The 24,103-nt window shown below is 62.7% G+C and carries 21 protein-coding genes, 2 rRNA genes, 1 other RNA gene and 2 riboswitches; of the genes, 17 read left to right on the forward strand and 7 right to left on the reverse strand.

The window, feature by feature from the left end:
- Nucleotide 1: 1 nt before the first annotated feature.
- The 9 genes from rrf (PQU96_RS14185) (at nucleotide 2) to speB (ending at nucleotide 7,630) form a co-directional block, all read left to right on the forward strand.
- Nucleotides 2–114, forward strand: a 5S ribosomal RNA gene (rrf, locus tag PQU96_RS14185).
- A 74-nt stretch (nucleotides 115–188) separates the two neighbouring features.
- Nucleotides 189–302 (forward strand): 5S ribosomal RNA (gene rrf, locus PQU96_RS14190).
- A 163-nt stretch (nucleotides 303–465) separates the two neighbouring features.
- Nucleotides 466–963: a D-glycero-beta-D-manno-heptose 1-phosphate adenylyltransferase gene (gene rfaE2 / locus PQU96_RS14195; RefSeq protein ID WP_272773059.1), complete on the forward strand. Its 498-nt coding sequence runs from the start codon at nucleotides 466–468 to the stop codon at nucleotides 961–963.
- The gene (locus PQU96_RS14200) at nucleotides 960–1,925 is read left to right on the forward strand and encodes a biotin--[acetyl-CoA-carboxylase] ligase (protein WP_272773060.1); all 966 of its coding nucleotides are present in this window, start codon (nucleotides 960–962) and stop codon (nucleotides 1,923–1,925) included. Before rfaE2 ends, PQU96_RS14200 begins: the two co-directional genes overlap by 4 nt.
- Nucleotides 1,922–2,638: a type III pantothenate kinase gene (locus PQU96_RS14205; RefSeq protein ID WP_272773061.1), complete on the forward strand. Its 717-nt coding sequence runs from the start codon at nucleotides 1,922–1,924 to the stop codon at nucleotides 2,636–2,638. Before PQU96_RS14200 ends, PQU96_RS14205 begins: the two co-directional genes overlap by 4 nt.
- Complete coding sequence (locus tag PQU96_RS14210; protein WP_272773062.1) at nucleotides 2,635–3,495, forward strand: SPOR domain-containing protein; 861 nt, start codon at nucleotides 2,635–2,637, stop codon at nucleotides 3,493–3,495. The genes PQU96_RS14205 and PQU96_RS14210 overlap by 4 nt, the downstream gene beginning before the upstream one ends.
- A gap of 49 nt (nucleotides 3,496–3,544) precedes the next feature.
- Nucleotides 3,545–4,351: a YoaK family protein gene (locus PQU96_RS14215; RefSeq protein WP_272773063.1), complete on the forward strand. Its 807-nt coding sequence runs from the start codon at nucleotides 3,545–3,547 to the stop codon at nucleotides 4,349–4,351.
- A 97-nt stretch (nucleotides 4,352–4,448) separates the two neighbouring features.
- Nucleotides 4,449–6,410, forward strand: a complete 1,962-nt coding sequence (locus tag PQU96_RS14220) for a PhoX family protein (protein ID WP_272773064.1) — start codon at nucleotides 4,449–4,451, stop codon at nucleotides 6,408–6,410.
- A gap of 251 nt (nucleotides 6,411–6,661) precedes the next feature.
- A complete protein-coding gene (gene speB, locus PQU96_RS14225) occupies nucleotides 6,662–7,630 on the forward strand; it encodes an agmatinase (protein WP_272773065.1) in 969 nt (322 codons plus the stop codon).
- 100 nt (nucleotides 7,631–7,730) lie between these two features.
- On the opposite strand, the gene PQU96_RS14230 is transcribed toward speB, so the two are convergent.
- The 6 genes from PQU96_RS14230 to cobT form a co-directional block, all read right to left on the reverse strand.
- Nucleotides 7,731–9,020 (reverse strand): HlyD family type I secretion periplasmic adaptor subunit, encoded by a 1,290-nt coding sequence (locus PQU96_RS14230; RefSeq protein ID WP_272773066.1) that lies wholly within the window; start codon nucleotides 9,018–9,020, stop codon nucleotides 7,731–7,733.
- A complete protein-coding gene (locus PQU96_RS14235) occupies nucleotides 9,013–10,689 on the reverse strand; it encodes a type I secretion system permease/ATPase (RefSeq protein ID WP_272773068.1) in 1,677 nt (558 codons plus the stop codon). Before PQU96_RS14235 ends, PQU96_RS14230 begins: the two co-directional genes overlap by 8 nt.
- Before the next feature lie 56 nt (nucleotides 10,690–10,745).
- A complete protein-coding gene (locus tag PQU96_RS14240) occupies nucleotides 10,746–13,376 on the reverse strand; it encodes a calcium-binding protein (protein WP_272773069.1) in 2,631 nt (876 codons plus the stop codon).
- 105 nt (nucleotides 13,377–13,481) lie between these two features.
- Complete coding sequence (locus PQU96_RS14245; RefSeq protein WP_272773070.1) at nucleotides 13,482–14,300, reverse strand: adenosylcobinamide-GDP ribazoletransferase; 819 nt, start codon at nucleotides 14,298–14,300, stop codon at nucleotides 13,482–13,484.
- A 64-nt stretch (nucleotides 14,301–14,364) separates the two neighbouring features.
- Entirely contained in the window at nucleotides 14,365–14,973 is a 609-nt protein-coding gene (locus PQU96_RS14250) for a histidine phosphatase family protein (protein WP_272773071.1), read from the reverse strand.
- Nucleotides 14,974–15,157: 184 nt separating this feature from the next.
- On the reverse strand, nucleotides 15,158–16,192 hold the full coding sequence (gene cobT, locus PQU96_RS14255; protein ID WP_272773072.1) for a nicotinate-nucleotide--dimethylbenzimidazole phosphoribosyltransferase: 1,035 nt from the start codon (nucleotides 16,190–16,192) through the stop codon (nucleotides 15,158–15,160).
- 116 nt (nucleotides 16,193–16,308) lie between these two features.
- A riboswitch (cobalamin riboswitch) is annotated at nucleotides 16,309–16,516 on the forward strand.
- Nucleotides 16,517–16,632: 116 nt separating this feature from the next.
- Here cobT and PQU96_RS14260 point away from each other — a divergent pair.
- From PQU96_RS14260 to PQU96_RS14295, 8 genes are all read left to right on the forward strand, one after another.
- The gene (locus PQU96_RS14260) at nucleotides 16,633–18,480 is read left to right on the forward strand and encodes a TonB-dependent receptor domain-containing protein (protein WP_272773073.1); all 1,848 of its coding nucleotides are present in this window, start codon (nucleotides 16,633–16,635) and stop codon (nucleotides 18,478–18,480) included.
- Between the two features lie 243 nt (nucleotides 18,481–18,723).
- Nucleotides 18,724–18,932, forward strand: a riboswitch (cobalamin riboswitch).
- Between the two features lie 126 nt (nucleotides 18,933–19,058).
- A complete protein-coding gene (locus tag PQU96_RS14265; protein ID WP_272773074.1) occupies nucleotides 19,059–20,900 on the forward strand; it encodes a TonB-dependent receptor domain-containing protein in 1,842 nt (613 codons plus the stop codon).
- A gap of 89 nt (nucleotides 20,901–20,989) precedes the next feature.
- Nucleotides 20,990–21,523 carry a bifunctional adenosylcobinamide kinase/adenosylcobinamide-phosphate guanylyltransferase gene (cobU, locus tag PQU96_RS14270; RefSeq protein WP_272773075.1) on the forward strand — a complete coding sequence of 178 codons (534 nt, stop codon included), beginning with the start codon at nucleotides 20,990–20,992 and terminating at the stop codon, nucleotides 21,521–21,523.
- Nucleotides 21,520–22,389 carry a cobalamin-binding protein gene (locus PQU96_RS14275; RefSeq protein WP_272773076.1) on the forward strand — a complete coding sequence of 290 codons (870 nt, stop codon included), beginning with the start codon at nucleotides 21,520–21,522 and terminating at the stop codon, nucleotides 22,387–22,389. The genes cobU and PQU96_RS14275 overlap by 4 nt, the downstream gene beginning before the upstream one ends.
- 156 nt (nucleotides 22,390–22,545) lie before the next feature.
- Nucleotides 22,546–22,749 (forward strand): hypothetical protein, encoded by a 204-nt coding sequence (locus tag PQU96_RS14280; RefSeq protein ID WP_047968001.1) that lies wholly within the window; start codon nucleotides 22,546–22,548, stop codon nucleotides 22,747–22,749.
- The gene (locus PQU96_RS14285) at nucleotides 22,746–23,060 is read left to right on the forward strand and encodes a cell division protein ZapA (RefSeq protein ID WP_272773077.1); all 315 of its coding nucleotides are present in this window, start codon (nucleotides 22,746–22,748) and stop codon (nucleotides 23,058–23,060) included. Before PQU96_RS14280 ends, PQU96_RS14285 begins: the two co-directional genes overlap by 4 nt.
- 15 nt (nucleotides 23,061–23,075) lie before the next feature.
- A non-coding RNA gene (gene ssrS / locus PQU96_RS14290) (6S RNA) lies at nucleotides 23,076–23,259 on the forward strand.
- A 15-nt stretch (nucleotides 23,260–23,274) separates the two neighbouring features.
- The gene (locus PQU96_RS14295) at nucleotides 23,275–23,880 is read left to right on the forward strand and encodes a 5-formyltetrahydrofolate cyclo-ligase (RefSeq protein ID WP_272773078.1); all 606 of its coding nucleotides are present in this window, start codon (nucleotides 23,275–23,277) and stop codon (nucleotides 23,878–23,880) included.
- A 30-nt stretch (nucleotides 23,881–23,910) separates the two neighbouring features.
- Here PQU96_RS14295 and PQU96_RS14300 read toward each other — a convergent pair whose 3' ends face one another.
- Nucleotides 23,911–24,084, reverse strand: a complete 174-nt coding sequence (locus PQU96_RS14300; RefSeq protein ID WP_272773079.1) for a vir-repressed protein — start codon at nucleotides 24,082–24,084, stop codon at nucleotides 23,911–23,913.
- Nucleotides 24,085–24,103 lie beyond the last annotated feature (19 nt).

A 24,103-nucleotide genomic window follows, 5' to 3' on the forward strand; every position in this document is an offset into this window, starting at 1 on the left:
GTCTGGTGGCCATAGCGAGGTGGTCCCACGCCTTCCCATTCCGAACAGGACCGTGAAACGCCTTAGCGCCGATGATAGTGCAGATACCTGTGTGAAAGTAGGACACCGCCAGACGCCCCATTCAGATGCCCCGACCGGATGGTCGGGGCATTGGTTTACCCGCCGAATGCCGGTAAACGACCAGTTTTTCTGGTGACCATAGCGAAGTAGTCCCACGCCTTCCCATTCCGAACAGGACCGTGAAATACTTTAGCGCCGATGATAGTGCCCATTGCGGGTGTGAAAGTAGGACATTGCCAGAGCCCCATTAGCGCTGCGGAACATTCCGCGGCGGACAGAAAAGCCCGGACCCCGTGTCCGGGCTTTTTGCTTTGCATTGCCGCTGCGGCAAGCGCGGAGGCAATGGTATCCTTGCCGCTTATCGTATTGTGCCGCGTGTCGTCGTGGCCGCAGCAAAGGAAACGCATGACTTATCCGACTCCGCAGTTTGAAGAAAAGATCTGTTCGCCCGAGCAACTGGCCGCAAGGTTGGCCGCACTGCCGCGCCCGATCGTGTTTACCAATGGCTGTTTCGACATTCTGCATCGCGGTCACGTGACTTACCTCGCCCAGGCGCGGGCGCTGGGCGGCAGCCTGATCGTGGGGCTGAATACCGACGCTTCGGTGAAGCGGCAGGGCAAGGGTGACGACCGACCGATCAACAACGAGCTGAACCGCGCGGCGGTGCTGGCGGCGCTGGAAAGCGTCAGCCTGGTGACCTGGTTCGATAGCGACACCCCGGCCGATCTGATTGAACTGGTGCAGCCGGATGTACTGGTCAAGGGCGGCGACTGGACGGTGGACAAGATCGTCGGCAGCGCCGAAACACTGGCCCGCGGCGGCGAGGTGCACTCCATCCCCTTCCTGTTCGATACCTCGACCACCGCTACCATCAAGAAAATCCGGACCGTGGACGGCCAATGAAAGACCTGGCGTTTTCGGTGTTGCGCACCCTGGCCGATGGCCGTTTCCATTCCGGCGAGGCGATGGCGCAGCAGCTTGGCTGTTCGCGCACCCTGGTGTGGCAGGCGGTGCACCATCTGGAGAACGAGTTCGGCCTCACCGTGTTCAGCGTGCGTGGCCAGGGCTACCGTCTGCCGGCGCCGTTCTCGCTGCTGGATGTGAGCTCGGTGCGTGCCGCTCTGGACGAGCGTGCGGCCAACGTGTTCACGCTGGCGCTGGCCGACGAGATCGACTCCTCCAATACCCAGCTCACCACGCGCGCGGCGCAGGGCGCGCCGCACGGCCTGGTGCTGGCGGCGGAGCGGCAGACCGCCGGTCGCGGCCGGCTGGGGCGACGCTGGCAGATGCGGCTTGGCGCCGGGCTGACCTTCTCGCTGCTGTGGCGCTTTGATCGTGGCCTGTCCGGCCTGGCCGGGTTGTCGCTGGTGGTCGGCATCGCCATCGTGCGCGCCCTGCGCGAGTTCGGCGTGCCGGTGGCGCTGAAGTGGCCGAACGACGTGCTGCTCGATGGCCGCAAGCTGGCCGGCATCCTGATCGAATTGTCCGGCGATGCGCTGGGGCCGGCGGCGGTGGTGATCGGCATCGGCCTCAACGTGGAGGCGCCGGGCGAGGTGGACCAGCCGGTGGCCAATCTCGCCGACGCCGGCTGCAAGGTTGGCCGCAATGCGCTGCTGGCGGCGCTGCTCAACCAGCTGGCCGGGGTGCTGGCGCAGTTCGATCGCGACGGCTTTGCCGCCTTCCGCGACGAGTGGCACCAGCTGGCGGCCTTCATCGGTCAGCCGGTGCGCCTCAGCTTCAGCCACGGCGAACCGGCCGACGGCATCGCCGTCGGTGTCGACGACAGCGGGGCGCTGCTGGTCGATGGTGCCGCTGGCCGCCGCGTGTTCCATGTTGGCGAAGTCAGCCTGCGGGCGGCGCCATGAAGCTGCTGATCGACGCCGGCAACACCCGCGTCAAGTGGGCACTGTGGGACGGCCACCAGCTGCAGCCGCAGGGCGCGGTGGCGCACGCCGACATCGCCACCCTGGCCGCGCCGTGGGCGGCGCTGCCGTTGAGCGCGGTGCTGGCCGCCAGCGTGGCGCACGAGGCGGTGCGACAGGCGATCGAGGCGGCTTCGCCGCTGCCGGTGCAGTGGCAGCGTGCGCAGGCGGCGGCATTCGGGGTGCGCAACCACTACCGCAATGTCGCCGAGCAGGGTGCCGACCGCTGGCTGGCGGTGCTGGGCGCGCGGCAGCGCTATCCGGCGCAGGACGTGGTGATCGCCAGCGCCGGCACCGCGCTGACGGTGGAGGCGCTGACCGCCGAGGGTGACTATCTGGGCGGCCTGATCCTGCCCGGCTACCGGCTGATGCTGGCCAGCCTGGCGCAGAATACCGCCAACCTCGACCGTGCCGCCGGTCACGCCTGCGCCTTCCCGCAGGGGACCGAGGATGCGCTGGCCTCCGGCGCCATCGACGCGCTGTGCGGCGCGATCCAGCGTCTGCAGCAAAGGTTGGCCGCACACACCGGCCGTGCGCCGCGCTTGCTGCTCACCGGTGGCGACGCCGCTTTGTTGCAGCCGCACCTCCCGCCGGATGCGCGGATGGTGGATAATCTCGTCATCTATGGATTAGCAAGCGTGGCAGACGGCTCATGAAGTGGTTTCTCGTAATCGTGGTGGTACTGAACGTGCTGGTCGGCCTCTATGGCGTGCTGAAGCAGAAACCGGTCGCCGACATCGGCGCGCAGGACATCAATGCGGCGCAGCTGACCATCCTGCCGGCCAGCTGGAGCCCGGCGTCCGCGCCGCTGGCACAGCCGGAAGCCAGTGCCGTCACCGCGCTGACCGACAACCTCGACGCCAGTGTCGCCACCCCGGCGGCGGCACTGCCGGCAACCCTCGCCAGCCAGCCATCCGTACAGAAGCCGGCCATGCAGAAGCCGCTCATGCAGAAGCCGCTCATGCAGAAACCGGTGGCGCCGCTCAAGGCCGACACGCCGACCGTGGCCAAGGCCGAGCTCACGCCGGTGGCCAAACCGGCCGCTGCCGGACAGTGCCTGGCCTGGGGCGCGCTGGACGACAAGCAGCTGGCACGGGTGCAGGGTGGCCTGCCGGCGCTGAAGCTGGCTGCCGCGCCGCAAAGCAGCGTCAAGGAAGCGATGCGCGGCTCCGGCCGGGTGTGGGTGTTCTACCCGCCGCTCGCGACCAAGGCGGAAACGCAGACGCTGGTGGCGGAGCTGAAGGGCAAGGGCTTCGACAGCTACATCGTCAAGACCGAAGGCGAGTTCAGCGGCCACCTGTCGCTGGGCCTGTTCTCGAAAGAGGCGGCGGCGCAGGCGCTGGTGGCACGGCTGAAGGCGGCCGGCTACGACAAGGCCAAGGTCGACGCCCGCAGCGAGCGCAGCCAGCTCACCACCCTCAGCTTCCGCGCGCTGGACGCGGCGCAGGCCGACAAGCTGCGCGCGCTGCAGCAGCGGCTGTTGCCCGGCATCCCGCTGCGCGCCTGCAGCTGATCGCAAACCCGAGGCAGACCGTGCGGTCTGCCTTTTTCTTTGGCCCGCCATGCATAGACAACACTTTTCCCGGCTGCTGGACCAGCGCGTCGCCACGCGCAGCCTGTACCGCGAGCCGCTGACCTGGCTGCTGGGCGGGGCGATGGCCTTCATCGCCGGCGCGCTCAATGCCGGCGGCTTTCTCGCGGTGCAGCGCTACACCTCGCACGTGTCCGGCGTGGTGTCGTCGATGGCGGACAACCTGGTGCTGGGCGACGTGTCGGCAACGTTGGCCGCACTGGCCTCGCTGCTGGCCTTCATCGCCGGCGCCGCCCACGCCGCGTGGCTGATCAACTGGGCGCGGCGGCAGCGCCTGCGCAGCGGCTACGGCGTGTCGCTGATCGAGGAGTCGCTGCTGATGCTGCTGTTCGGCGTGTCCGGTGCCGCGCTGGCGATCGCGCCCGATTTCTTCGCGCCGCCCATCGTGCTGCTGCTGTGTTTCATCATGGGCATGCACAACACCATTGTCACCAAGCTGTCCGGCGGCCTGTTGCGCTCCACCCACATGACCGGCATCGCCACCGACATCGGCATCGAGCTGGCCCGCGCCAGCTACGTCAACCGCGACCGCAACAGCAAGGTGGCGCAGGTGCGCGCCAACCGCGAGCGGCTGCAGATTTACCTGCTGATCCTCGGCGCCTTCTTCGTCGGCGGCGTGGTCGGCGCGCTCGGCTTCAGTTACCTCGGCTACGGCTTCAGCGTGCCGCTGGCGCTGTTCCTGTTCGTCCTCGGCCTGCGCCCGCTGTGGTACGACCTGCGCCTGCGCTGGCGCTGGTGGCGCAACAGCCGCAGCGCCGTGCCGCGTGAAAAGACATGAAAACGTCATCCAACTGACACGCTTCCGTGATCTGGCTGTCACGCACCTGCCTTAAGGTAGGCGCGGTCAATAAACGCATGCCGCCACGAGGTTCATCATGTCCGACAGCTACAAAATCAAACACCACGGCGTAGAGGCCGCGGCCAACGAATCCACCAACCCATTGCTGTCCGAAGTGCTGGAAGCACGCTTCTCCCGCCGCAGCCTGCTGCAGGGCTCTGGTGCCCTCGGCGTGGCCGGCGTGCTGTCGGGCAGTTTCGCCACCCTGGCCGAAGCCGCCAGCGCACCGTTTGCCAAGAAGACCCCGCAGCTGGGCTTCAAGCCGGTGCCGTTCGGTTTTGAAGACAAGGTCGTGGTGCCGGAAGGCTACACGGCCGAGGTGCTGTACGCCTGGGGCGATCCGGTGGGCATCAAGGGCAATATGCCGGCCTTCAAGCAGGACGCTTCCAACAGCGCCGCCGAGCAGGAAGTCCAGGCCGGCATGCACCACGACGGCATGCACTACTACCCGCTGCCGCTGGGCGCGACCGGCTCCAAGCACGGCCTGCTGGCCATCAACCACGAATACACCGATGACGGCCTGCTCCATGTTGGCGGCATGAAGCCGTGGAATGGCGACAAGGTGAAGAAGGCACAAGCCGCCGTCGGCGTGTCGGTGATCGAAGTCGAAGACACTGGCAAAGGCTGGCAAGTGGTACGGCCGTCGAAATACGCGCGCCGCATCACCGCCAACACGCCGATCGCCATCGGCGGCCCGGCACGCGGCAATGCACTGATGAAAACCGAGGCCGATCCGCAAGGCGTGGAAATCCTCGGCACCTTCCAGAACTGCGCCAGCGGCCCGACGCCGTGGGGCACCTACCTGACCTGTGAGGAGAACTTCGACGGCGTGTTCGTCAACGAATCCGGCAACCTCACCGAGCTGGAAAAGCGCTACGGCATCTCCAACAAGGACGCCGGCTATCGCTGGGCGTGGGAAGACTTCCGCTTCGACCTGCAGTTGAACCCGAACGAAGCCAACCGCTTCGGCTGGGTGGTGGAAATCGACCCGTTCGATCCGGCCGCCAAGCCGGTGAAGCGCACCGCACTCGGCCGCTTCAAGCATGAAGGCGCCACCACCACCATCGCGGCCAACGGGCAAGTGGTGGTGTACATGGGCGACGACCAGCGCTTCGAGTACATCTACAAGTTCGTGTCCAAGAACAAGTACAACCCGAAAAACCGCAAGGCCAATATGCAGCTGCTGGAAGAGGGCACGCTGTACGTGGCACGCTTCGACGCCGATGGCAGCGGCCAGTGGCTGCCGCTGGTGCACGGCCAGAACGGCCTGACCGCGGAAAACGGTTTTGCCGACCAGGGCGACGTGGTGATCAAGGCGCGCATGGCCGCCGACAAGCTCGGCGCCACCAAGATGGACCGTCCGGAATGGATTGCCGTCGATCCGCGCCATCCGGGCAGCGTGTACTGCACCCTGACCAACAACAGCGACCGCGGCAAGGAAGGCAAGCCGGGCACCGACGCGGCCAACCCGCGCAACGACAACAAGTTCGGCCACATCCTGCACTGGCAGGAAAAAGGCAGCGATGCCGCCGCCCTAGGCTTCAAGTGGGACATCTTCGTGCTGGCCGGCCGCCCCGACGCGGCCAAGCCGGAACACGTCGGCAACATCAAGGGCGACGCCTTCGGCAGCCCGGACGGCCTGAAATTCGACCACAACGGCGTGCTGTGGGTACAGACCGACGTGTCCACCTCCACGGTGAACATGAAGGAATACCAGGACATGGGTAACAATCAGATGGTGGCGGTGGTGCCGGAAACCGGCGAATTCCGCCGCTTCCTGACCGGCCCGAACGGTTGCGAGATCACCGGCCTCGCCTTCACGCCGGACATGAAGACCATGTTCGTCAACATCCAGCACCCTGGCGAGCCGGACTCCGAGCGCAACGACCCGGCCAAGCCGACCGCGATCTCCACCTGGCCGGACGGCCCGAAAGCCGGCCGCCCGCGCGCCGGCACGGTGGTGGTACGCAAGCTCAACGGTGGCGTGATCGGCAGCTAAACCGCTGGCACCGAAGCGAAGGACAACAGCCCCCGCGATTGCGGGGCTGTTTTTTTATTGCGGCCAACGTTGGCCGCGGCGGTTGCGGCTTAAGTGATTCATTTCGCACGCCAAACTTGCCCTCGCACCGCCGACACGGCACACTGCGCGCTGCGCACCGCGGGGTGTGCCAGCCTCAAACCGTCGGCTGTACAGATGGACGGTAATCGTCGTGGCGCGTCGCCGCGGCGTGCTCTTCTTGCGGAGCGAACATGTCTGACGATCAAATCAAGGGCGACGGCGCCATTCGCCGCCAGAGCCTGTACGGCTCCTCCATCGAAAACACCTACGCCGGCGTGCTGTCCTTCATGCGCCGCAACTACACGCGCAATCTGGAAGGCGCGGACGTGGTGGTATCCGGCATTCCGCTGGACCTGTCCGTCACCTACCGCTCCGGCGCGCGCCAGGGTCCGCAGGCCATCCGTGCCGCCAGCGTGCAGCTGGCCGAGCTCAAGCCCTACCCGTGGGGCTTCGACCCGTTCGACGACCTGGCCGTGATCGACTACGGCGACTGCTGGTTCGACGCGCACAACCCGCTGACCATCAAGCCGTCCATCATCGAACACGCACGCACTATCCTCGCCTCCGGCGCCAAGATGCTGACCTTCGGCGGCGACCACTTCGTCACCTACCCGCTGTTGATCGCGCACGCCGAAAAGTACGGCAAGCCGCTGGCGCTGCTGCACTTCGATGCGCACTGCGATACCTGGCCGGACGACGAGCCGGACAGCCTGAACCACGGCACCATGTTCTACAAGGCGGTGAAGGACGGCCTGATCGATCCGGCCAAGTCGGTACAGGTCGGCATCCGCACCTGGAACGACGACTTCATGGGCCTGAACGTGCTGGGCGCGCCGTGGGTGCACGACAACGGCGTCGATGCCACCATCGCCGAGATCAAGAAGACCATCGGCGACGCGCCGGTGTACGTCACCTTCGACATCGACTGCCTGGATCCGGCATTTGCCCCGGGCACCGGCACCCCGGTACCGGGCGGCCTCACCACCGCACAGGCGCTGAAGATCATCCGCAACCTGGGCGACCTGAACATCGTCGGCATGGACGTGGTGGAAGTGGCGCCGAGCTACGACCAGAGCGAGATTACCGCCATCGCCGCCGCGCACATCGCCTGTGACATGCTGTGCCTGATGCGCAACAAGAAGGTGGCCGGCACGCTGTAAGCCGTCCGCCTGCGGCCAAGGTTGGCCGCAAACAAAAACCGCGCCCTGTGCAGACAGGGTGCGGTTTTTTTCATGAGGACAGATGCTCTCCGTATATTGCTTATGACTCGCGGAATGCTTTGGGAACCGCATCTCGTAACGGCTCCATCAGGTACTGCAGGGGGGTGCTGTGACCCGTTTGGATGTAAATTTCAGCCAGCATGCCGGGTTTGAAGTCGCGGCTCAACACACGATTTGTTGCATCAAGTAATGGTGAAACCTTGATCGCATAATAGGCTTCACCGGAGTTCGAGTCGATTGTGGCATCAGAGGCGATATAAGTGATAGTTCCCTTGATCAGAGGGGTGCTCTTGACGGGTAATGCGGGAAAGCGGATTTCAGCTTGCTGATTCAGCCGAATGTGCCGGATCGAGTTGAGATCCAGTCGTGCATCAATACCCATCTGCCGGCTATCCGGCACAATTTCAAGCAAAGCATCCAGTGCACCGATGGCAGAACCGGTGGTATGAACTTTAAGCCCCATCACTGTGCCATCGACCGGACTGAGGATGGTCGTGTCCTTTAATGACTGATTGGCAGGCAGGTTGCTTGCTTGCAGGGTAGCCAAGCGCTTACTTGCTTCTTTGAGTTCTGCCGCACTGTTGGAAATAAAATTGTCCTGGATTTCTGCGAGCTGCGTACGGTGTTGCGCCAGCCGCTGACGGGCTTGGGCAATGTCCGAATAGGCTTCTTGCTGTCTATCTATGTAGTCGTTGACGATGCGACGCTGCTCATTCACCTTGTTTTCCGAAAAAAAGTTTTCCTCTTTTAGACGTTTGAAATTTTCCAGGTCGTGTTCTGCGATGGCTCTGGACTGTTGGATTGTTGACAGTCTGCTGTTCCGGGATTGAATTTCTAGTGAAAGCGCCTGCAAACTATCGCGGATATTCTGCTGCATGGATGTTTGCAGTGCCATTCTTGATTTGAATAACAGGTTTTCCTGGCTCAGAATTTTGGCAAGATTGTCGTCTTGCTTGGCGGCCGAAATCAGGGCCGAATCAAAATCTATAGCTGTTTTGCCGTTAATTTCTGACTGTAGGCGGCTGACCTTTGCTTGTTCTGAAAAAATTTCAGTAGTGAGATTATTGAGGTTGGCTAATTGCGTACTATTTTCAAGGGAAAGCAAGCGCTGCCCGCGAAGTACATGCTCGCCATCCTGCACATGAATAGCCGTGACGGTGGCAGTATTTGGGTGACGAATCACCTTTTTGTATTCGCTCACTTTTAACATCCCACTAGCTGTAACGGTTTTGCTAATGGGGGCGAGTGCTAGCCATGCGCCAGCCATGACAAATGCCGTGACGATGACAAATGTTCCGCGTTGCTTGATTAGGTTGAGTTCGCTATGCATGGTTTGTTTGTGGGGAGGGGTGTGTCACTGCCAGGATGTCGGCACGGCTGCCCATTTTTTCAACACGGCCGGCATTCATGACCAGAAGTTGGTCGGCGTATTGGGTCAGGCTAGGTCGATGGGTGATAATGACGGTAGTGGTGCCCTGCGTCTTCAGTTGCAAGAGCGTTGCTTGCAAGGCTTGTTCGCCATCATGGTCCAGATAGGCATTAGGCTCATCCAAAACGACCAAAGCAGGCTGATTGTAGAGGGCACGAGCCAGGGCGATGCGTTGTAGCTGGCCACCTGACAGTTGAATGCCTCCCTCGCCGATTAAGGTTTCGTAGCTGGCGGGCAATTTCAGAATCATCTCATGGGTTCCGGCCATGCGACTGGCCGCGATGACTTTGTCGTGGTCTGCTGCCTGGAACCGACTGATATTCTCTGCCACTGTACCCGACAACAGCGACAGGTCTTGCGGTAGGTAGCCTATGTGGTCCCCCATTTGTGGGGCGGCACCATTAGCGTAATTGATGCCGTCCAAACGAATACTGCCAGTATCGCAATAGGTGGCCCCCGCGATGACTCTTGCTAAGGTGCTCTTGCCCGAGCCATTGGGACCAATGATGGCAAGTTGTTTGCCCGGTTCAAGGCGCCAACTGATATTTCTCAAGATCTGTATATCTGGGCGCTGTCCAAAAATCGTGACGTTTTCCACACTTAGATGCCCGTCAATCGCGGAAGGCAGGAGAGGTGGCTTGCTGGCCGGTGTGTCAAGTAACGGACTGAGATTGCGTAATGCCATCATGGCCTGGACGATCGTTTTCCAGCTTCCGGTCAGGCTTTCTACGGGGGCCAAGGCCTTGCCCAGAATGATGGTGGTAGCCAACATGACACCAGATGACAGATGCTGGTCGATAACCAGATAAGCACCGGTGCCCATCATGGCAATTTGTAGTAGTTGCCGGATCAATTTGCTATGGCTGCTGACTTTTCCGGCCAATTTCCCAAATATGCGGGTGACAGCGTTAATCTGTTGCTGTTGCTGTTGCCAGCGGTTAATGATGGCCGGTTGCATGTGCATAGAACAGATGACCTGGCTGTGTTGATAAGCATCATCGATCATCTGGCTGGCCTGCCTGGTCAGCGGCTGGCTGGTCTGTATAAATTGCTTGCTGCCATGTTCACTCAGCAGGGTAAGAGTGACCAGCAGCAGGCTGCCTGCCAAGGCAATATTGCCTAACAGTGGATGAAACCAGTAAATCACCAACAGATAGAAAATGAACCAAGGTGCATCCAGCAGGGCAATCAAGCTGTGCCCTCCGATAAAGTGACGCAGAGTTGCAATATCTTTCAGAAGCGGGTGATCGGGTTGTTTTTTGATGAAGATTTTATCTCTAAAGTGCTGTTGGATGGCCTGTGTGCTGACAGTCTGTTCTAGTTGCATGGCTGCTTCAGCCAGCAGCCGACCTCTAAGGTAGTCAAGAATGGCCTGTGCGGCCAGAAAGTAGGCCGCTAGCAGGGTAAGCATGATCAGGGTTTCATTGCTGCGACTTGGCAAGACACGGTCGTAGACCTGAAGCATGTAAATGGATGGGGCAAGGTTGGCAAGGTTGATGAACACGCTAAACAGAATGCAGTGCGTGATGTGTTTGCCGAAAAACTGATGGATCAGAGAGTAGGTTTTCATTATGCAAAAAAGGCCCCTGCTGCTGGCAGAGGCCCTGAAGGGTTTATCGACTTTACTTAGATGAGATCAAGGCCAAAAGACTTCGCAAAGTCATTTGATGTTACACCTTTGACGGTGGCAACGAGGACAGTCGAAGCCTCTGTGCCGCTACCATCTGCGTCGTAGTACAACTTGCCCGCTTTGCTGTCATAGATCAGATGCTGGTCAGCGCTCTTGGCCGTTGTTTCACCGGTTCCGATGAGCAGGTTATCTAGAGTGAAGCCCTGCAGAGCCGTGAAAACAGATGTATCGAATTGCAACTGATCTTCGCCACTCTTGAAGTCGGTAACGGTGTCGAACATCGCGGGATCAGTTTCGAGGAAATCGAATCGGAAAATATCGGTGCCAGTGCCACCTGTCAGGAGATCCTTGCCAGCACCACCGATGAGAGTGTCGTTACCAGCCCCGGCGACGAGTGTGTCATTACCGTTTTCACCATATAAGAGATCTACGCCGGCACCACCTTTGGTATTGTCATTGCCAGCCCCCGCGTGAACGGTGTTGTTGCCATCACCCGCAGTAATTTTGTCGTTGCCGCTGCCTGTGGTGATGACATCATTGCCGGTACCCGTGATGATGGTGTTGGCACCATCGCCTGCGTTGACGATATTGTCGCCATTGCTCGCAGTAATCTTGTCGTTGCCGCTGCCTGTGGTGATAACATCATTGCCGGTACCCGTGGTGATAGTGTTGGTACCATCGCCTGCGGTAATGATGTTATTGCCATCCCCGGCCGTAATTTTGTCGTTGCCGGCACCAGCCGCAATAGTGTCGTTACCGCTACCTGTGGTAATGGTGTTATTGCCAGCAGAGGCGTTTACATAATTGTCACCATTTCCGGTCGTGATTTTGTCATGCCCATCTCCGGACAAGATGTGATCATTACCAGCACCAGTAGTGATGGTATTGTTACCGGCAGTTGCCGTCAGAACAAGAACAAGACTGTCATCTTCGTCAAGGTACGCCCCTGCCCAGACTTCATTGTCACCATCGCCGGCAACGATTTTATTGGTACCATAACCTACTTCAATGTGGTCATTTCCCTTGCCGGTGGTAATGAGATTATTACCATTTCCGACATAAATCTGGTTGCCGAGAATGATTGGCTGGTTGGTGTCTGCGTCTAGGATCAGGTCAAGATTATCATCTATGGCAGTCTTGCCATTACCGGCCACAATTTTATTATTACCATTGCTGGCGTAAATCACATTCAGACCATTACCTGCTGCAATCTGGTTATTGCCACCCCAGGCATCGATGTAGTTGTCACCGTTGCCAGTAACAATCTTGTCGTTGCCATATCCTCCCCAAATCTCATTATTACCGTTGCCGGTCGTGATCTGGTTGTGGCCCTGCCAAGCATCAATGTAATTGTTGCCATTGCCAGTAACAATTTTGTCGTTGCCATTGCCCGTCACAATGAAGTTGTTGCCATTGCCGGTGGTAATGGTGTTGTTACCTGTGCCATTGCCGGTCGCATCATCAACATCGTACTCTTCAGGTCCGTAGCCTGCCAGGATGCGATTGTCGCCATCGCCAGCAATAATCTTGTTGTTACCATTGCCGGCGCGGATGTTGTCATCACCGGCACCGGTAGTGATGGTAGCTACATCTTCCATATCGGTGATGGTGTTGTTGCCACTCAGGTCAGTAATTTTGTCTACACCGGCACCACCGTCGATGGTGTCGTCACCGTCGCCACCGTCAAGAATGTCATTGCCGAGGCCACCAAATATCTGGTCATTCCCTGCCAAACCTTGGATTTTGTCATTACCAAAGCTGCCATCCAGATAGTTACTCCCATCGGTGCCCGTAATCAGGTCGTTGCCAGCGTAGGCCGTTTGGGCAAGGGTAGTGAACCCTTCGCCCTCAAGTTGGCTTTTCAGGGCCAATGCTGAGATGGTGAGTTTGTCTACACTGCCGAGCTTGGAGAAGGTCGGTTCGCCATCACCGTCACCACCAACACCGGTTCCGTATTCATAGCCAGTGACCGTACCGGCAATAATCTCGCCATCGGCTACACTAAAGCTGCCTTTGAGTTTGACAAAATAAAAATCATTGTCTACCGATGGGGTGTCTTCGTTGAAATAAACCAGGTAGACGGATGTAGCTTGCCCTGCAAATTTTATCGGGTTGCTCACCACATCTTGTATGTCAAACGTGCCACTGTTGTAACCGAGCTTGAAGTTGCCTTCGAAGGCAATGATAGAGCCATGGTTATCCAGAGTGCCGAAATTTATGCTGGAAGCTGAGTTCTTGGTGATGACAACTTTGCTATCGCTGAAGGAATTCCCCAAAGAGATGGAAAGCCCGACATTTCCTTCCCAGCCATAGAACGCATCCACATTCGTTGCGTCGATGTTCACTGCATCAGCAATGACAGTACCCGAAGTGTTTGATGTCTGTTTGAATGCAGAGAGATGAACCCAAGCGTGTGTGTTGCTGGTATCAAACCAGCCAGCCAAGCTTGTATTACTTTCCATATCGTAGCCAAAGCTTGGTTGGCCATACATACCAGACTGCATTGCCTCAATGGTAGCCAGCATGTTGCTGTAGCTGGTGTCCAGATCGGCCTTGAAGTCGGCATACGAGAAGCCAAAATCCATACTGTTGACGGCGGTGTTGCTGATATTTTCGAAGGTTGCCATAAACCAATGCCCATAAATGCAATAATGATATTTATGCAATAATTCACAATGCTATGGCATTTGTCTATTCGTAGAAATACTTAGCATCTAATTCGAGTGAACATGTCAGAGATGCGTTGAAGCGACTAGTGCCAGCAACAGTAAGTTCTCGCACAGCTCGATGCCGGCGCCGAGGCAGTCGCCGGTCCTGCCGCCCAGCTTCCTTTTCAGGTACGCCCACCACCACAGCCCGGCCAGCGGTGCCAGCAGCAGCGCCGGCGCCAGCCACCACGAGGCGGCCGCCAGCAGCGCGGCGCTCAGCCAGAAGCTGGGCCAGTGCGTGCGCCAGGCGAAGCGCTCGCCGCTGCCGGCGGCGAGGCTGGGCAGCGTCGCCGACCAGGCCACGGTGAACAGCCGCGCCCACGCCGGCACCAGCAGCAGCGGTGCGAGGTTGGCGGCCAGTATGGGTAGCCCGGACAGGTAGCTCGGATAAGCCGCAGGCGCATCCGGGGAATAAAGCGCACCTTGGGAAAACCCCGCCTCCGCCAGCGCAAACTTCACCACCAGCATCAGCAGCACCAGCTTGGCGATCAGCTGCATCGCCATGCTCATCACGCCGAAGCTGCCCAGGTGCGGGTCTTTCAGCACTTCCAGAAAGCGTTCGCGCGAACGGTGTGCCGCGCCCTGCGCATCGGCGAGGTCGGCGAGGCCGTCCAGATGCAGGCCGCCGGTGACCCACAGCCAGGCCAGCAGGCCGGCCAGTGCGGCGAGCCAGGGATCGAGCAGGCTGCCGGCCAGCACCGCCAGCCACACCACGACGCCGACCAGCAACCCGACCGGCGCGAACCAGCGTGCGGCGTCGGCCAGCCACGCCGGGTCGAAGGTTTTCAGCTGCGGCGTGGGCAGGCGGGTGAGGAACTGCACGGCGAGAATCAGTGAGCGCATCGTGGGGTCGCAAGAGGAGGGGCGTTGTGGGTAACTTCCGGAAATCGGTGTGGCTGTGGATAACTCAGTGGCCGCCGTGATCCGGCGCTTCCAGCCGCGTGAGGTAGGCCGGGTGCCCCTCCAGCATCGACAGCTGCGCGAAGCCGCCGCGTTGCACCGCCATCAGCCGTGCGACGTTGAAGTCGGTGCCGAGCAGCTCGGCCAGCAGCACATTGATCACGCCGCCGTGGCTGACCAGCACGCGGTGGCTGCCACGCGCCTGCTGCAGCCAGTCGGCAAAGCCGGTCAGCACCCGGGTGCGGAAGGTATCGAACGATTCGCCGCCCTCCGGCGTCAGCAGTCCGCGCGCCAGCAGCGTCTGCCAGTCCGGCGTGGTGGCGGCGATGTCGGCCAGCGGCCGGTTTTCCCAGGCGCCGAAGTGGCACTCGGCCAGCAGCGGCGCCACCTGCAGCGGCACGCCGCAGGCCAGCGCCTGCTGCACCGCGAATTCGCGGCAGCGCAGCAGCGGCGAGGTGGCCATGCTGGTCACCGGCGCGTGGCGCACGATGCGCTGCCAGCTGGCGGCCATGTCGGCGCGGCCGCGCTCGGTCAGTGGCAGGTCGGTGTGACCGATCAGCCGCCCCTGGTGGTCGATATCGCCGTGGCGCAGCAGGGTGAGGGTGTAGGGGTTCATGGTTCAAGCCTTTTTGCCACGTAAGCACACGGAAAACGAAGTTTCTGCGAAGCAAAAACACGGACCAGAGCGGCTGGCACTCGTGCGGCCAACCTTGCGCCTGGACGCTGCTTCAGGATGTTGCGGCAACAGGCCGCTTGCCGGTTTGCTTCGGTGCCTTGCCGTGTGTTTCCGTGGCGGGGAATCATCCGTTCTTTCCGGCCACGCCGGCCTCGGCAAAGGTGGCCATGCCGGCGTGCAGCGCGATCGCCTGTTGCAGCAGCGGGATCGCCAGCGCCGCGCCGGAGCCTTCGCCCAAGCGCAGGCCGAAGTCGACCAGCGGCGTCAGCCCCAGCGCCGCCAGCGCCAGCTGGTGGCCGGTTTCCTGCGAGCAGTGGCTGGCGATGAACCACGGCGTGACCGCCGGATCGATCTCCTGCGCCGCCAGCGCGGCGGCGGTGCTGATGAAGCCGTCCAGCAGCAGCGGCACGCCCTGCGCCGCGCCTTCCAGGTAGAAGCCGGCGATGGCGGCGATTTCCAGCCCGCCCAGTTCCGCCAGCAGCGCGCGGCCGTCCAGCCCGGCCGTCGCCACACGCGCCAGTGCGTCGGCCACCACCTGCCGCTTCAGTGCCAGCCCGGCGTCGTCGACCCCGGTGCCGCGACCGACGATGCTGTCCACGCTGTGGCCGCTCAGGCGGCAGATCAGCGCCGCCGACGGCGTGGTGTTGCCGATGCCCATGTCGCCGGCGATCAGCAGCGTCGCGCCGCTGGCGATGGCGCGCTGTGCCGCGTTGCGGCCAACCTCTAGCGCCTGCTGCACTTCGTCCGCGCTCATCGCGGCCTCGCGGCGGATATTGCCGCTGCCGGCGCGCACTTTGGCGTGGACGACGGGCAGGCCGTCAAGCTTGGCCGCGACGCCGGCGTCGACCACTTCCAGTCGCGCCTGATTGACGCGCGCCAGCACGCTGATCGCCGCGCCGCCGTGCACGAAATTGGCCACCATCGCACCGGTCACCTCCTGCGGATAGGCCGACACCCCCTCGGCGCAGACGCCGTGATCGCCGGCAAACACGGAGATCGCCGGCGACAGCGGCAGCGGCACCTCGCGCCCCTGCAGCGCGGCCAGCCGGCAGGCCAGGCTTTCCAGTTGGCCGAGGCTGCCGGCGGGTTTGGTCAGTTGTTGCTGGCGGGCCTGGGCGGCGGCGAGGGCGGACAGATCGGGGGGAGAAATGCGCGACATGATGGCTCCTGATACGAATGGGGCAGACCTTACGGCAGCGGCAGCCGTGCTGGCAACCGTCTTGAGCAGGAATAAGCAAATTGCCGCCGCAACGGGCGGGCGGCGGCGGGGACGGGTATAATCCTGCCCCTGCAGGTGTCCGGCCCGTCAACGACAGGCCGGGTGAAACGGGAAGCCGGTGCAAGTCCGGCGCTGCCCCCGCAACGGTAAAGCCTGATCGCGCGCCGCGCGATCCAGGAGCAACAACCGCCACTGTCCGCACGGACGGGAAGGCGTTGCCCCGCAAGGCCGAGCCCGGAGACCGGCCTGCAACGGACGCAGTGGAATCGCGTCCAGCTGGAGCATCGCGGGGAGGCGATCTGACAGAACGTTGGCCGCAACGGCCGGTGTATGTCCTTATTTCTCCGCACTCCCTTTATCTCATCCCGGAGTGTGTATTCATGTTCAAGAACAAACCCCTGGCCGCGCTGGTCGCGCTGGCCTGTAGCCAGGCAGCCCTGGCCGCGACCCCCGTGAACCAGCTGGACGAGGTGGTGGTCACCGCCACGCGTGTGGCGACACCGCTGGCCAAGGTCCTGTCCGACGTCACCGTGCTCGGCCGTGAGGAGGTGGAGCAGTCGGGCAGCGTTAGTTTGCTGCAGTTGCTGTCGCGCCAGCCGGGTGTGGAAATGGCCAGTAACGGTGGCGAAGGCAAGACCGGTGGTATCTATCTGCGCGGTAGCAATGCCAACCATACGCTGGTGCTGGTGGATGGTGTACGCATCATGTCGGCGACGTTGGGCACCACCGCGCTAGAGCATATTCCGCTTGCGGCAGTGGAGCGCATCGAGATTTTGCGCGGGCCGGCTTCTAGTTTGTATGGCGCCGATGCCATTGGTGGCGTGATCCAGATCTTTACCAAACGCGGCGTCGGCACACCGGTTGTCAGCTTCAACGCCGGTTTCGGTGCCGAGGGCAAGCGGGTGATTGGTGCTGGCATCAGCGGCAAGAGTGGTGCCACGGCATACAGTCTCGCCTTCGATCATAACCAGACCGACGGCATTTCCTCGGCCAACGCCCGCAACAGTTTCAGCACCAATCCCGATCGCGACGGCTATGACAACACCACCTACTTGCTGAACATGCAGCATGAGTTGGCAGCCGGTCATAGTCTGGGGCTTAACCTGTACCAGACCGAAGCCAGTAGCGAGTTCGATTACAGTGCCAGCGCACAGGATGAGGATCGGATTCGTTTGGCCGGGCAAAGTCTGGAGCTGAAAGACCAGCTGGCGGCCAATTGGCACAGCACGCTGCGTTACAGCCATAGCAATGACCGCGCCAAGAGCTATATCGGTGGCAATTTCAGTTCGCCCGCCTATGCCTACGAAACCCGTCAGGATGAGTGGCTGTGGCAGAACGACGTGAGGCTGACTGCCGGCCAGCAGCTGGCGCTTGGTGTCTCCAATACGCAGCAGCGTGTGCTCAGCAGCACCGCATTTACCAATACCCGCCGTTCCGTCGATGCCGCGTTTGCCAGCTATCAGGGGGAATTCGGTGCGCACAGCCTGCAAGGCAGTCTGCGGATTGATGACAACTCGCAGTTCGGTGCCAAGACCACCGGCCAGATCGGTTACGGCTTCGTGCCGGCTCAGGGCTGGTTGCTGCGCGCCGCTTACGGCACCGCGTTCAAGGCGCCGACCTTCAATGACCTGTACTACCCATTTGAAGATTACGGTGGTGGTTTTACTTACCAGGGTAACCCGAACCTGAAACCGGAGGAGGCTCGTAACCGCGAGCTGGCGGTGCAGTGGCGCGATGGAGGCCGCTATCTGCGGCTGACGGCATTCGACAACCGTATCAATAACCTGATTCAGACCACGGATGATTTTTCCACGGTAGAAAACGTGGCCAATGCCCGCATTCGTGGCCAGACCTTGGAGGCCGCCACCACCTGGGGCGAGGTGACGCTCAGCGGTAACCTCACCTCACAGCGGGCGCGTGACAGCAACACGGCCAAGCTGCTGACGAAACGTTCCAAACTGCACGGTGGGGTGACGCTGGCTTGGCAGCAGGATCGTACCCGCTGGTCTGCCGAGTGGCAGGCTAGCGGCCGCCGTCCGGTTGACAGCAGTAACAGTGAGTATCTGGCTGGCTACGGGCTGCTGAATCTGGGCGCCGACTATCAACTGGACAAAAACTGGACGCTGAACACCCGGCTCACCAACGTGGGCGATAAAGCGTATGAAACCGTTAAAGGCTTTAACCAAGCGGGTCGTGGCTGGTTTGTGGGTGTCCGTTACGCACAATAAGTGTGGCGCCACTTAGCCAGGGGCTGGTGGTGTACCGGTGACTAAGGCCATGCTGGCCGTTCCTTGGCCTGCGTTGCGGGTCACTTGCCGTGCCGGGCAAGCGGCTTGCTGATGTTAGTTGAGTGTTTGATCCAGGCCCCTGTTTGACGTGCTCAAACAGGGGCTTTTTCATGCCGGTGCCCCTCACGCGCTGACCGGCGGCGGCAAATTGCAGCTGCGCGCGTATTGTGCCGTGCACGCAGGTATAATCCCGCCCCTGCAGGTGTCCGGCGCGTCCTAAGCGCGCCGGGTGAAACTGGGAAGCCGGTGCAATTCCGGCGCTGCCCCCGCAACGGTAAGGTCTGGGCGCGCATGCCGCGCCCAAGGTGCAACACTCGCCACTGTCCGGCAGGACGGGAAGGCGTTGCCCCGCATGACCAAGCCCGGAGACCGGCCTGCAACAGACGCGGTGGAATCGCGTCTTGCTGGAGCATCGCGGGGAGGCGAGCTGACAGTCCGCTTGCCGCAACGGCCGGCGCGCATGTCTTTTGGTCCTGATTTCTCCGCACTCCCTTTTTCCCATCCCGGAGTGTGTATTCATGTTTGACAACAAAACCCTGGCCGCGCTGCTGGCGCTGGCCACCGGCCATGCCGCCGTGGCTGCCGATCCCGTCACCACGGGCGAGACCGTGGTGGTCACCGCCACCCGTAGCGCGATTCCGCTCAGCCGCGTGCTGGCCGACGTCACCGTGCTCGGCCGCGAAGAAATCGAGCAGTCCGGCAGCCTGACACTGCCGGAGCTGCTCAGCCGCCAGCCGGGGGTGGAAGCCTACAGCAACGGCGGCGAGGGCAAATCCGCCAGCCTGCTGCTGCGCGGGGCCAAGGCCGATCACGTGCTGGTGCTGGTCGACGGCATGCGCATTGCCTCGGTCACCACCGGCGCCACCTCGCTGGAACACCTGCCGCTGGCGGCGATCGAGAAGATCGAGATCCTGCGCGGTCCGGTTTCCAGCCTGTATGGCGCCGACGCCATCGGCGGTGTGATCCAGATATTCACCAAGCGCGGCGAAGGCGGGCCGGCACTGAGCTTCCATGCCGGCATCGGTGCCGAGCACAAGCGCAGCAGTGGCGCCGGGTTGTCCGGCAAGGCCGGCAACACCGCCTTCAACCTCGCGTTCGAGCACAACCGTACCGACGGCATTTCCTCGCGCCGCTATCTGCCTGGCAAGTACAACCCCGACCGTGACGGCTACGAGAACACCACCTATCTCGCCAGCGTGCAGCACGAGTTGGCCGCCGGCCACAGCCTGGGGCTGAACCTGTACCAGACCGAGGCCAGCAGCGCCTACGACGCCACCGTCAACAAGGCGGACGAGCTGCGCTCGCGCCTGCAGGGGCACAGCATCGAGCTGAAAAACCGGCTGCGGGCTAACTGGCAAAGTACCTTGCGTTACGCCGAGACCAATGACCGGCAGCACACCTTTACCAAGGGCAACTTCGGCACACCGTCCGCGATTGCCGCTACCCGCCAGCAGGAATGGCAGTGGCAGCACGACGTGCAGTGGCAGGGCGTCGGCCAGTTCAGCCTCGGCGCGGCGCACACCGAGCAGCAGATCGAGACCCTGAACAGCTTCAACGGCACCCGCCGCAACGTGGATTCGCTGTTTGCCGCCTACCAGGGCAGCTTCGGCGCGCACCGGCTGCAGGGCAGCCTGCGCCACGACGACAACTCGCAGTTCGGCGACAAGGCCACCGGCCAGCTCGGCTATGGCTATGCGCTGACGCCGCAGTGGCTGCTTGGCGCCGCCTACGGCACCGCGTTCAAGGCACCGACCTTCAACCAGCTGTACTGGAGCGGCTCCGGCGCCAGCTACCACGGCAACCCGGCCCTGCGCCCGGAAGAGGCGCGCAACCGCGAGCTGTCGCTGAAGTGGCGGCAGCAGGGTGACTACTTCAGCGTGATCGCGTTCGATAACCGGATCGACAACCTGATCGCCAGCAAATCGGTGAGCGACGGGCTGCAGGTCAATATCGACGAGGCGCGCATCACCGGCCAGACGCTGGAAGCCGGCCGCAGCTGGGGCGATTTCAGTCTCGCCGGCAGCATCACCTCGCAACGGCCGCGCAGCCAGCCTTCCGGCAAGCTGCTGGCACGCCACGCCAAACTGTTCGGTGCGCTGACGGCCGGCTGGCAGCGGAACCGCGCCCGCCTCAGCGCGGAGTGGCGCGCCAGTGGCCGTCGCTACGACGATGCCGACAACAGCGCCGACAAGGTGCTGGGCGGTTACGGCGTGCTCAACCTCGGCGCCGACTACCAGCTGGACAAGCAGTGGACGCTGAACACGCGGTTGAGCAACGTCGGCGACAAGCGCTACGAGACCGTAAAAGACTACAATCAGCCCCGTCGTGGCTGGTTCGTCGGCGTACGCTACGCCCAGTAAACGGGATGACCGGGCACCATCCCGGTTCCGCACAACACGACCTGACCCGATCCGGGCAGGTCGTTTTTGATTTCCGGCAGGAGTTGAGCATGAGCACGCATCTGATCACCGGCGGTGCCCGCAGCGGCAAGAGCCGTTACGCCGAGCAGCTGGCGCTGGCCCACGACGGGCCGGTGCTGTACGTCGCCACCGCCGAGCGGCGCGACGACGACAGCTTTGCCGCGCGCATCGCACACCATCGCGAGCGCCGTCCGGCGTCCTGGGGGCTGGTCGAGGCCGGGCCGGCGCTGGCGGCGGTGATCGCGGCACAGGGGACGGCCGGCAGCCTGCTGCTGGTCGACTGTCTCGGCATGTGGCTGATGCGCTTTTTCGACGCCGATGGCCGGTTCCTGGCTGACGACTGGCAGCGCGAGCGCAGCGCGCTGCTGGATGCGCTGGCCGCGACGCCGGCCGCGGTGCTGCTGGTCAGCAACGAGATCGGCTGGGGCGTGGTGCCGCTCGGCGCCGAGACCCGCCACTTCGTCGACGAGCTGGGGCGGCTGAACCAGGACGTCGCCGCGTGCTGCCGGCGGGTGACGCTGGTGGCCTGCGGCCAACCGTTGCCGCTGAAGGTGCCGGCATGAGGCGCTGGGCAGGGCTGGCGTTGCTGGCGGGCTGGGTATTGCCGGCTGTGGCGCAGCTGACGGTGACGGACGGGCTGGGGCAGACGGTGACGCTGGCGGCGCCGGCACGGCGCATCGTGGTGCTGGTGCCGCATGCGGTGGAAACGCTGTATGCCATCGGTGCCGGGGCGCAGATCGTGGCGGTGGTCGAGCACAGCGACCAGCCGCCGGCGGCGAGGCAGCTGCCGCGCGTCGGCAGTTACAGCGGCATCAGCCTGGAGGCCATCCTGCGGTTGCGCCCCGAGCTGGTGGTGGCCTGGCGCGACGGCGGCCATCCGCGCGAGCTGGCGCGGCTGCGCGCGCTGGGTATTCCGCTCTATGTCAGCGCCCCGCAGGACGTGGCCGGTATCGCCCGCGAAATGCGCGTGCTGGGCACGCTCAGCGGCCAGGCGCGCGGCGCGGCGCAACAGGCGGCACGCTTCGAGCAGCAATTCGTCAGCCTGCGGCAGCGCTACGCGACGGCGCGGCCGGTGGCAACCTTCGTGCAGGTCGGCGACACGCCCTTGTTCAGTATCAGCCGCTTGAGTTTTGTCGACAGCCTGGTGCGGCTGTGCGGCGGTCGCAACGTGTTTGCCGACGCCGCGGTGCCGGCGCCGCAGGTCAGCGTCGAGGCGGTGCTGGCGCGCCGCCCGCAGCTGATCCTCGCCTTCGGCACGCGGCAGCTGGCGTACTGGCAACGTTGGCCGCAACTGCCGGCGGTGGCGCTGGGCAACCTGTCGCTGCTGGACGAGGACGGCATCAGCCGCCCCGGCCCGCGCCTGGCCGACGGCGCCGCCCGGCTGTGCCGCCAGATCGACGCCGCGCGGCAGCGTTTGCCGGCGGGCTGAGGCCGGCGCGCCATTTCGTTGCGGCGCGGCATATTTTGCTGACATCGGCGCGCGGCAAGACGTAAAATCTGGCGGTCGCTGCGCTGTTCGCCCAAGCCGGGCGACGGTGGCAGACCCGGTTTGACGCCTCCTCTACCCTTGGCTATCCTCGCCGCTATGGAACAAGAACTCGATTATCTGGAAGGCCGTGTGGTGGCGCTGATTGCGCGCATCCACGAGCTGGAAAACCAGAATGGCCGCTTCGCCGAGGTGCTGGCGCAGACCATGAAGGAAAATGCCGAAATGAAATTCGCGCTGGAGGAAACCCGCCACCGCGTTGCCGCGCTGATGACGCGCCTGCCGCAGGAGGATGCCGAATGAGCGAGATCGTACAGGTAGAGGTGACCCTGCTCGGGCGCCAGTTCACCATCGGCACGCCGCTGGAAGAGCGCGACACGCTGGAGCAGGCGGTGCGCCTGCTGGGCGACAAGATCCAGGCGATCCAGAGCGGCGGCCGCATCGTCGACGCCGACAAGATCGCGATCATGGCCGCGCTCAACATCGCCCACGACCTGCTGAAGGTAAAAGTTGGCGATGGTGGCTTGGAGATGGCGACAATCCGGCGTAAAATACAGCACATGAGCGAGGCCGCTGACGAGGCGTTACGCCAGAACCAGCCCAACCTGCTCTAAGACGAATATCCGTTCTTTCCCCTGCGGTGTTCGAGACGGCCCATAATTCCTTTGTACCAATGCGTTCGCTTTTGGTTGTCAGCATGAGTAGCGGGTGTGTCGCGTCCCTTCGCGGATGTGCCCGAAGCTACTGGCAGGCGACCCCCCCTGGAAACAGGGTACAAGCGAATTCGGCCCGATCGACTCTCGCGGGGGATTCCCCCTCCTTCCGCCCATGACCTCCTCTGCTGCCGCTGACAAGGCGCGTTTGCGCCGCGAGATTCGCCAGGCGCGCAAAGCCATTCCTGCCGCACACCGCCATCACGCCGAAAAGGCGATCAGCCGTCATGCACGCCGTTTTTTCCGCCATGGCCGCCGTATCGGCGCCTATATCGCCACCGGGTCCGAGCTGGGGCTGGACGCGCTGATGGCGCGCGCGCTGGCGCACGGCTGTCGCGTGGCGCTGCCGGCACTGCCGCTGCGCGGGCGCAAGATGCTGTTCTCGGTGCTGGATGCGCGCGGTCGCTGGTATCACAACCGCTACGGTATCCCGGAGTTCGACGGCGCGAACTGGCGCGCCCGCGATCTGGAGATCCTGTTCGTGCCGCTGCTGGCGGTGGACGCGCAGGGCTACCGCATGGGGCAGGGCGGGGGCTTTTACGACACCACACTGGCCTATCTCAATGGCTTTCGCCGCTGGCGGCGACCGTTGCTGGTCGGCGTCGCCTTCGACTGCCAGCGGGTGGCGGCGGTGCCGAAGGAGGCGTGGGACGTGCAGCTTGATTACCTGCTGACCGAGTCCGGCCTCATCCGTTACCGGCGCCTGGCAGCGCCGGTGTAGTCCGGCCGGCGTCTGCCGGCGCCGTGCCGTTTAGCGGCAGTTGCCTTTCTTGGCCTGACCCGGCGGGCAGAACGAGCCGGAGTGGCCGTCGCCGATCTCGATTTCCAGCGGCTTGATCTCGATCGGTTTCACCGACACGCGCGGGCCGCTGATGGTACAGGCAGCGAGCAGCAGCGCCACGCTGGCAAGCAGGACTGTTTTCATGACATTGTCTCTTTCGGAG

The sequence above is a fragment of the Vogesella margarita genome, assembly GCF_028548475.1.
Taxonomy (GTDB): Bacteria; Pseudomonadota; Gammaproteobacteria; order Burkholderiales; family Chromobacteriaceae; genus Vogesella; species Vogesella margarita.

Coding starts and splice junctions, on each gene's coding strand:
- rfaE2 (WP_272773059.1), top strand. CDS start 466: ATGACTTATCCGACTCCGCAGTTTGAAGAAAAGATCTGTTCGCCCGAG.
- PQU96_RS14200 (WP_272773060.1), top strand. CDS start 960: ATGAAAGACCTGGCGTTTTCGGTGTTGCGCACCCTGGCCGATGGCCGT.
- PQU96_RS14205 (WP_272773061.1), top strand. CDS start 1,922: ATGAAGCTGCTGATCGACGCCGGCAACACCCGCGTCAAGTGGGCACTG.
- PQU96_RS14210 (WP_272773062.1), top strand. CDS start 2,635: ATGAAGTGGTTTCTCGTAATCGTGGTGGTACTGAACGTGCTGGTCGGC.
- PQU96_RS14215 (WP_272773063.1), top strand. CDS start 3,545: ATGCATAGACAACACTTTTCCCGGCTGCTGGACCAGCGCGTCGCCACG.
- PQU96_RS14220 (WP_272773064.1), top strand. CDS start 4,449: ATGTCCGACAGCTACAAAATCAAACACCACGGCGTAGAGGCCGCGGCC.
- speB (WP_272773065.1), top strand. CDS start 6,662: ATGTCTGACGATCAAATCAAGGGCGACGGCGCCATTCGCCGCCAGAGC.
- PQU96_RS14230 (WP_272773066.1), bottom strand. CDS start 9,020: ATGCATAGCGAACTCAACCTAATCAAGCAACGCGGAACATTTGTCATC.
- PQU96_RS14235 (WP_272773068.1), bottom strand. CDS start 10,689: ATGAAAACCTACTCTCTGATCCATCAGTTTTTCGGCAAACACATCACG.
- PQU96_RS14240 (WP_272773069.1), bottom strand. CDS start 13,376: ATGGCAACCTTCGAAAATATCAGCAACACCGCCGTCAACAGTATGGAT.
- PQU96_RS14245 (WP_272773070.1), bottom strand. CDS start 14,300: ATGCGCTCACTGATTCTCGCCGTGCAGTTCCTCACCCGCCTGCCCACG.
- PQU96_RS14250 (WP_272773071.1), bottom strand. CDS start 14,973: ATGAACCCCTACACCCTCACCCTGCTGCGCCACGGCGATATCGACCAC.
- cobT (WP_272773072.1), bottom strand. CDS start 16,192: ATGTCGCGCATTTCTCCCCCCGATCTGTCCGCCCTCGCCGCCGCCCAG.
- PQU96_RS14260 (WP_272773073.1), top strand. CDS start 16,633: ATGTTCAAGAACAAACCCCTGGCCGCGCTGGTCGCGCTGGCCTGTAGC.
- PQU96_RS14265 (WP_272773074.1), top strand. CDS start 19,059: ATGTTTGACAACAAAACCCTGGCCGCGCTGCTGGCGCTGGCCACCGGC.
- cobU (WP_272773075.1), top strand. CDS start 20,990: ATGAGCACGCATCTGATCACCGGCGGTGCCCGCAGCGGCAAGAGCCGT.
- PQU96_RS14275 (WP_272773076.1), top strand. CDS start 21,520: ATGAGGCGCTGGGCAGGGCTGGCGTTGCTGGCGGGCTGGGTATTGCCG.
- PQU96_RS14280 (WP_047968001.1), top strand. CDS start 22,546: ATGGAACAAGAACTCGATTATCTGGAAGGCCGTGTGGTGGCGCTGATT.
- PQU96_RS14285 (WP_272773077.1), top strand. CDS start 22,746: ATGAGCGAGATCGTACAGGTAGAGGTGACCCTGCTCGGGCGCCAGTTC.
- PQU96_RS14295 (WP_272773078.1), top strand. CDS start 23,275: ATGACCTCCTCTGCTGCCGCTGACAAGGCGCGTTTGCGCCGCGAGATT.
- PQU96_RS14300 (WP_272773079.1), bottom strand. CDS start 24,084: ATGAAAACAGTCCTGCTTGCCAGCGTGGCGCTGCTGCTCGCTGCCTGT.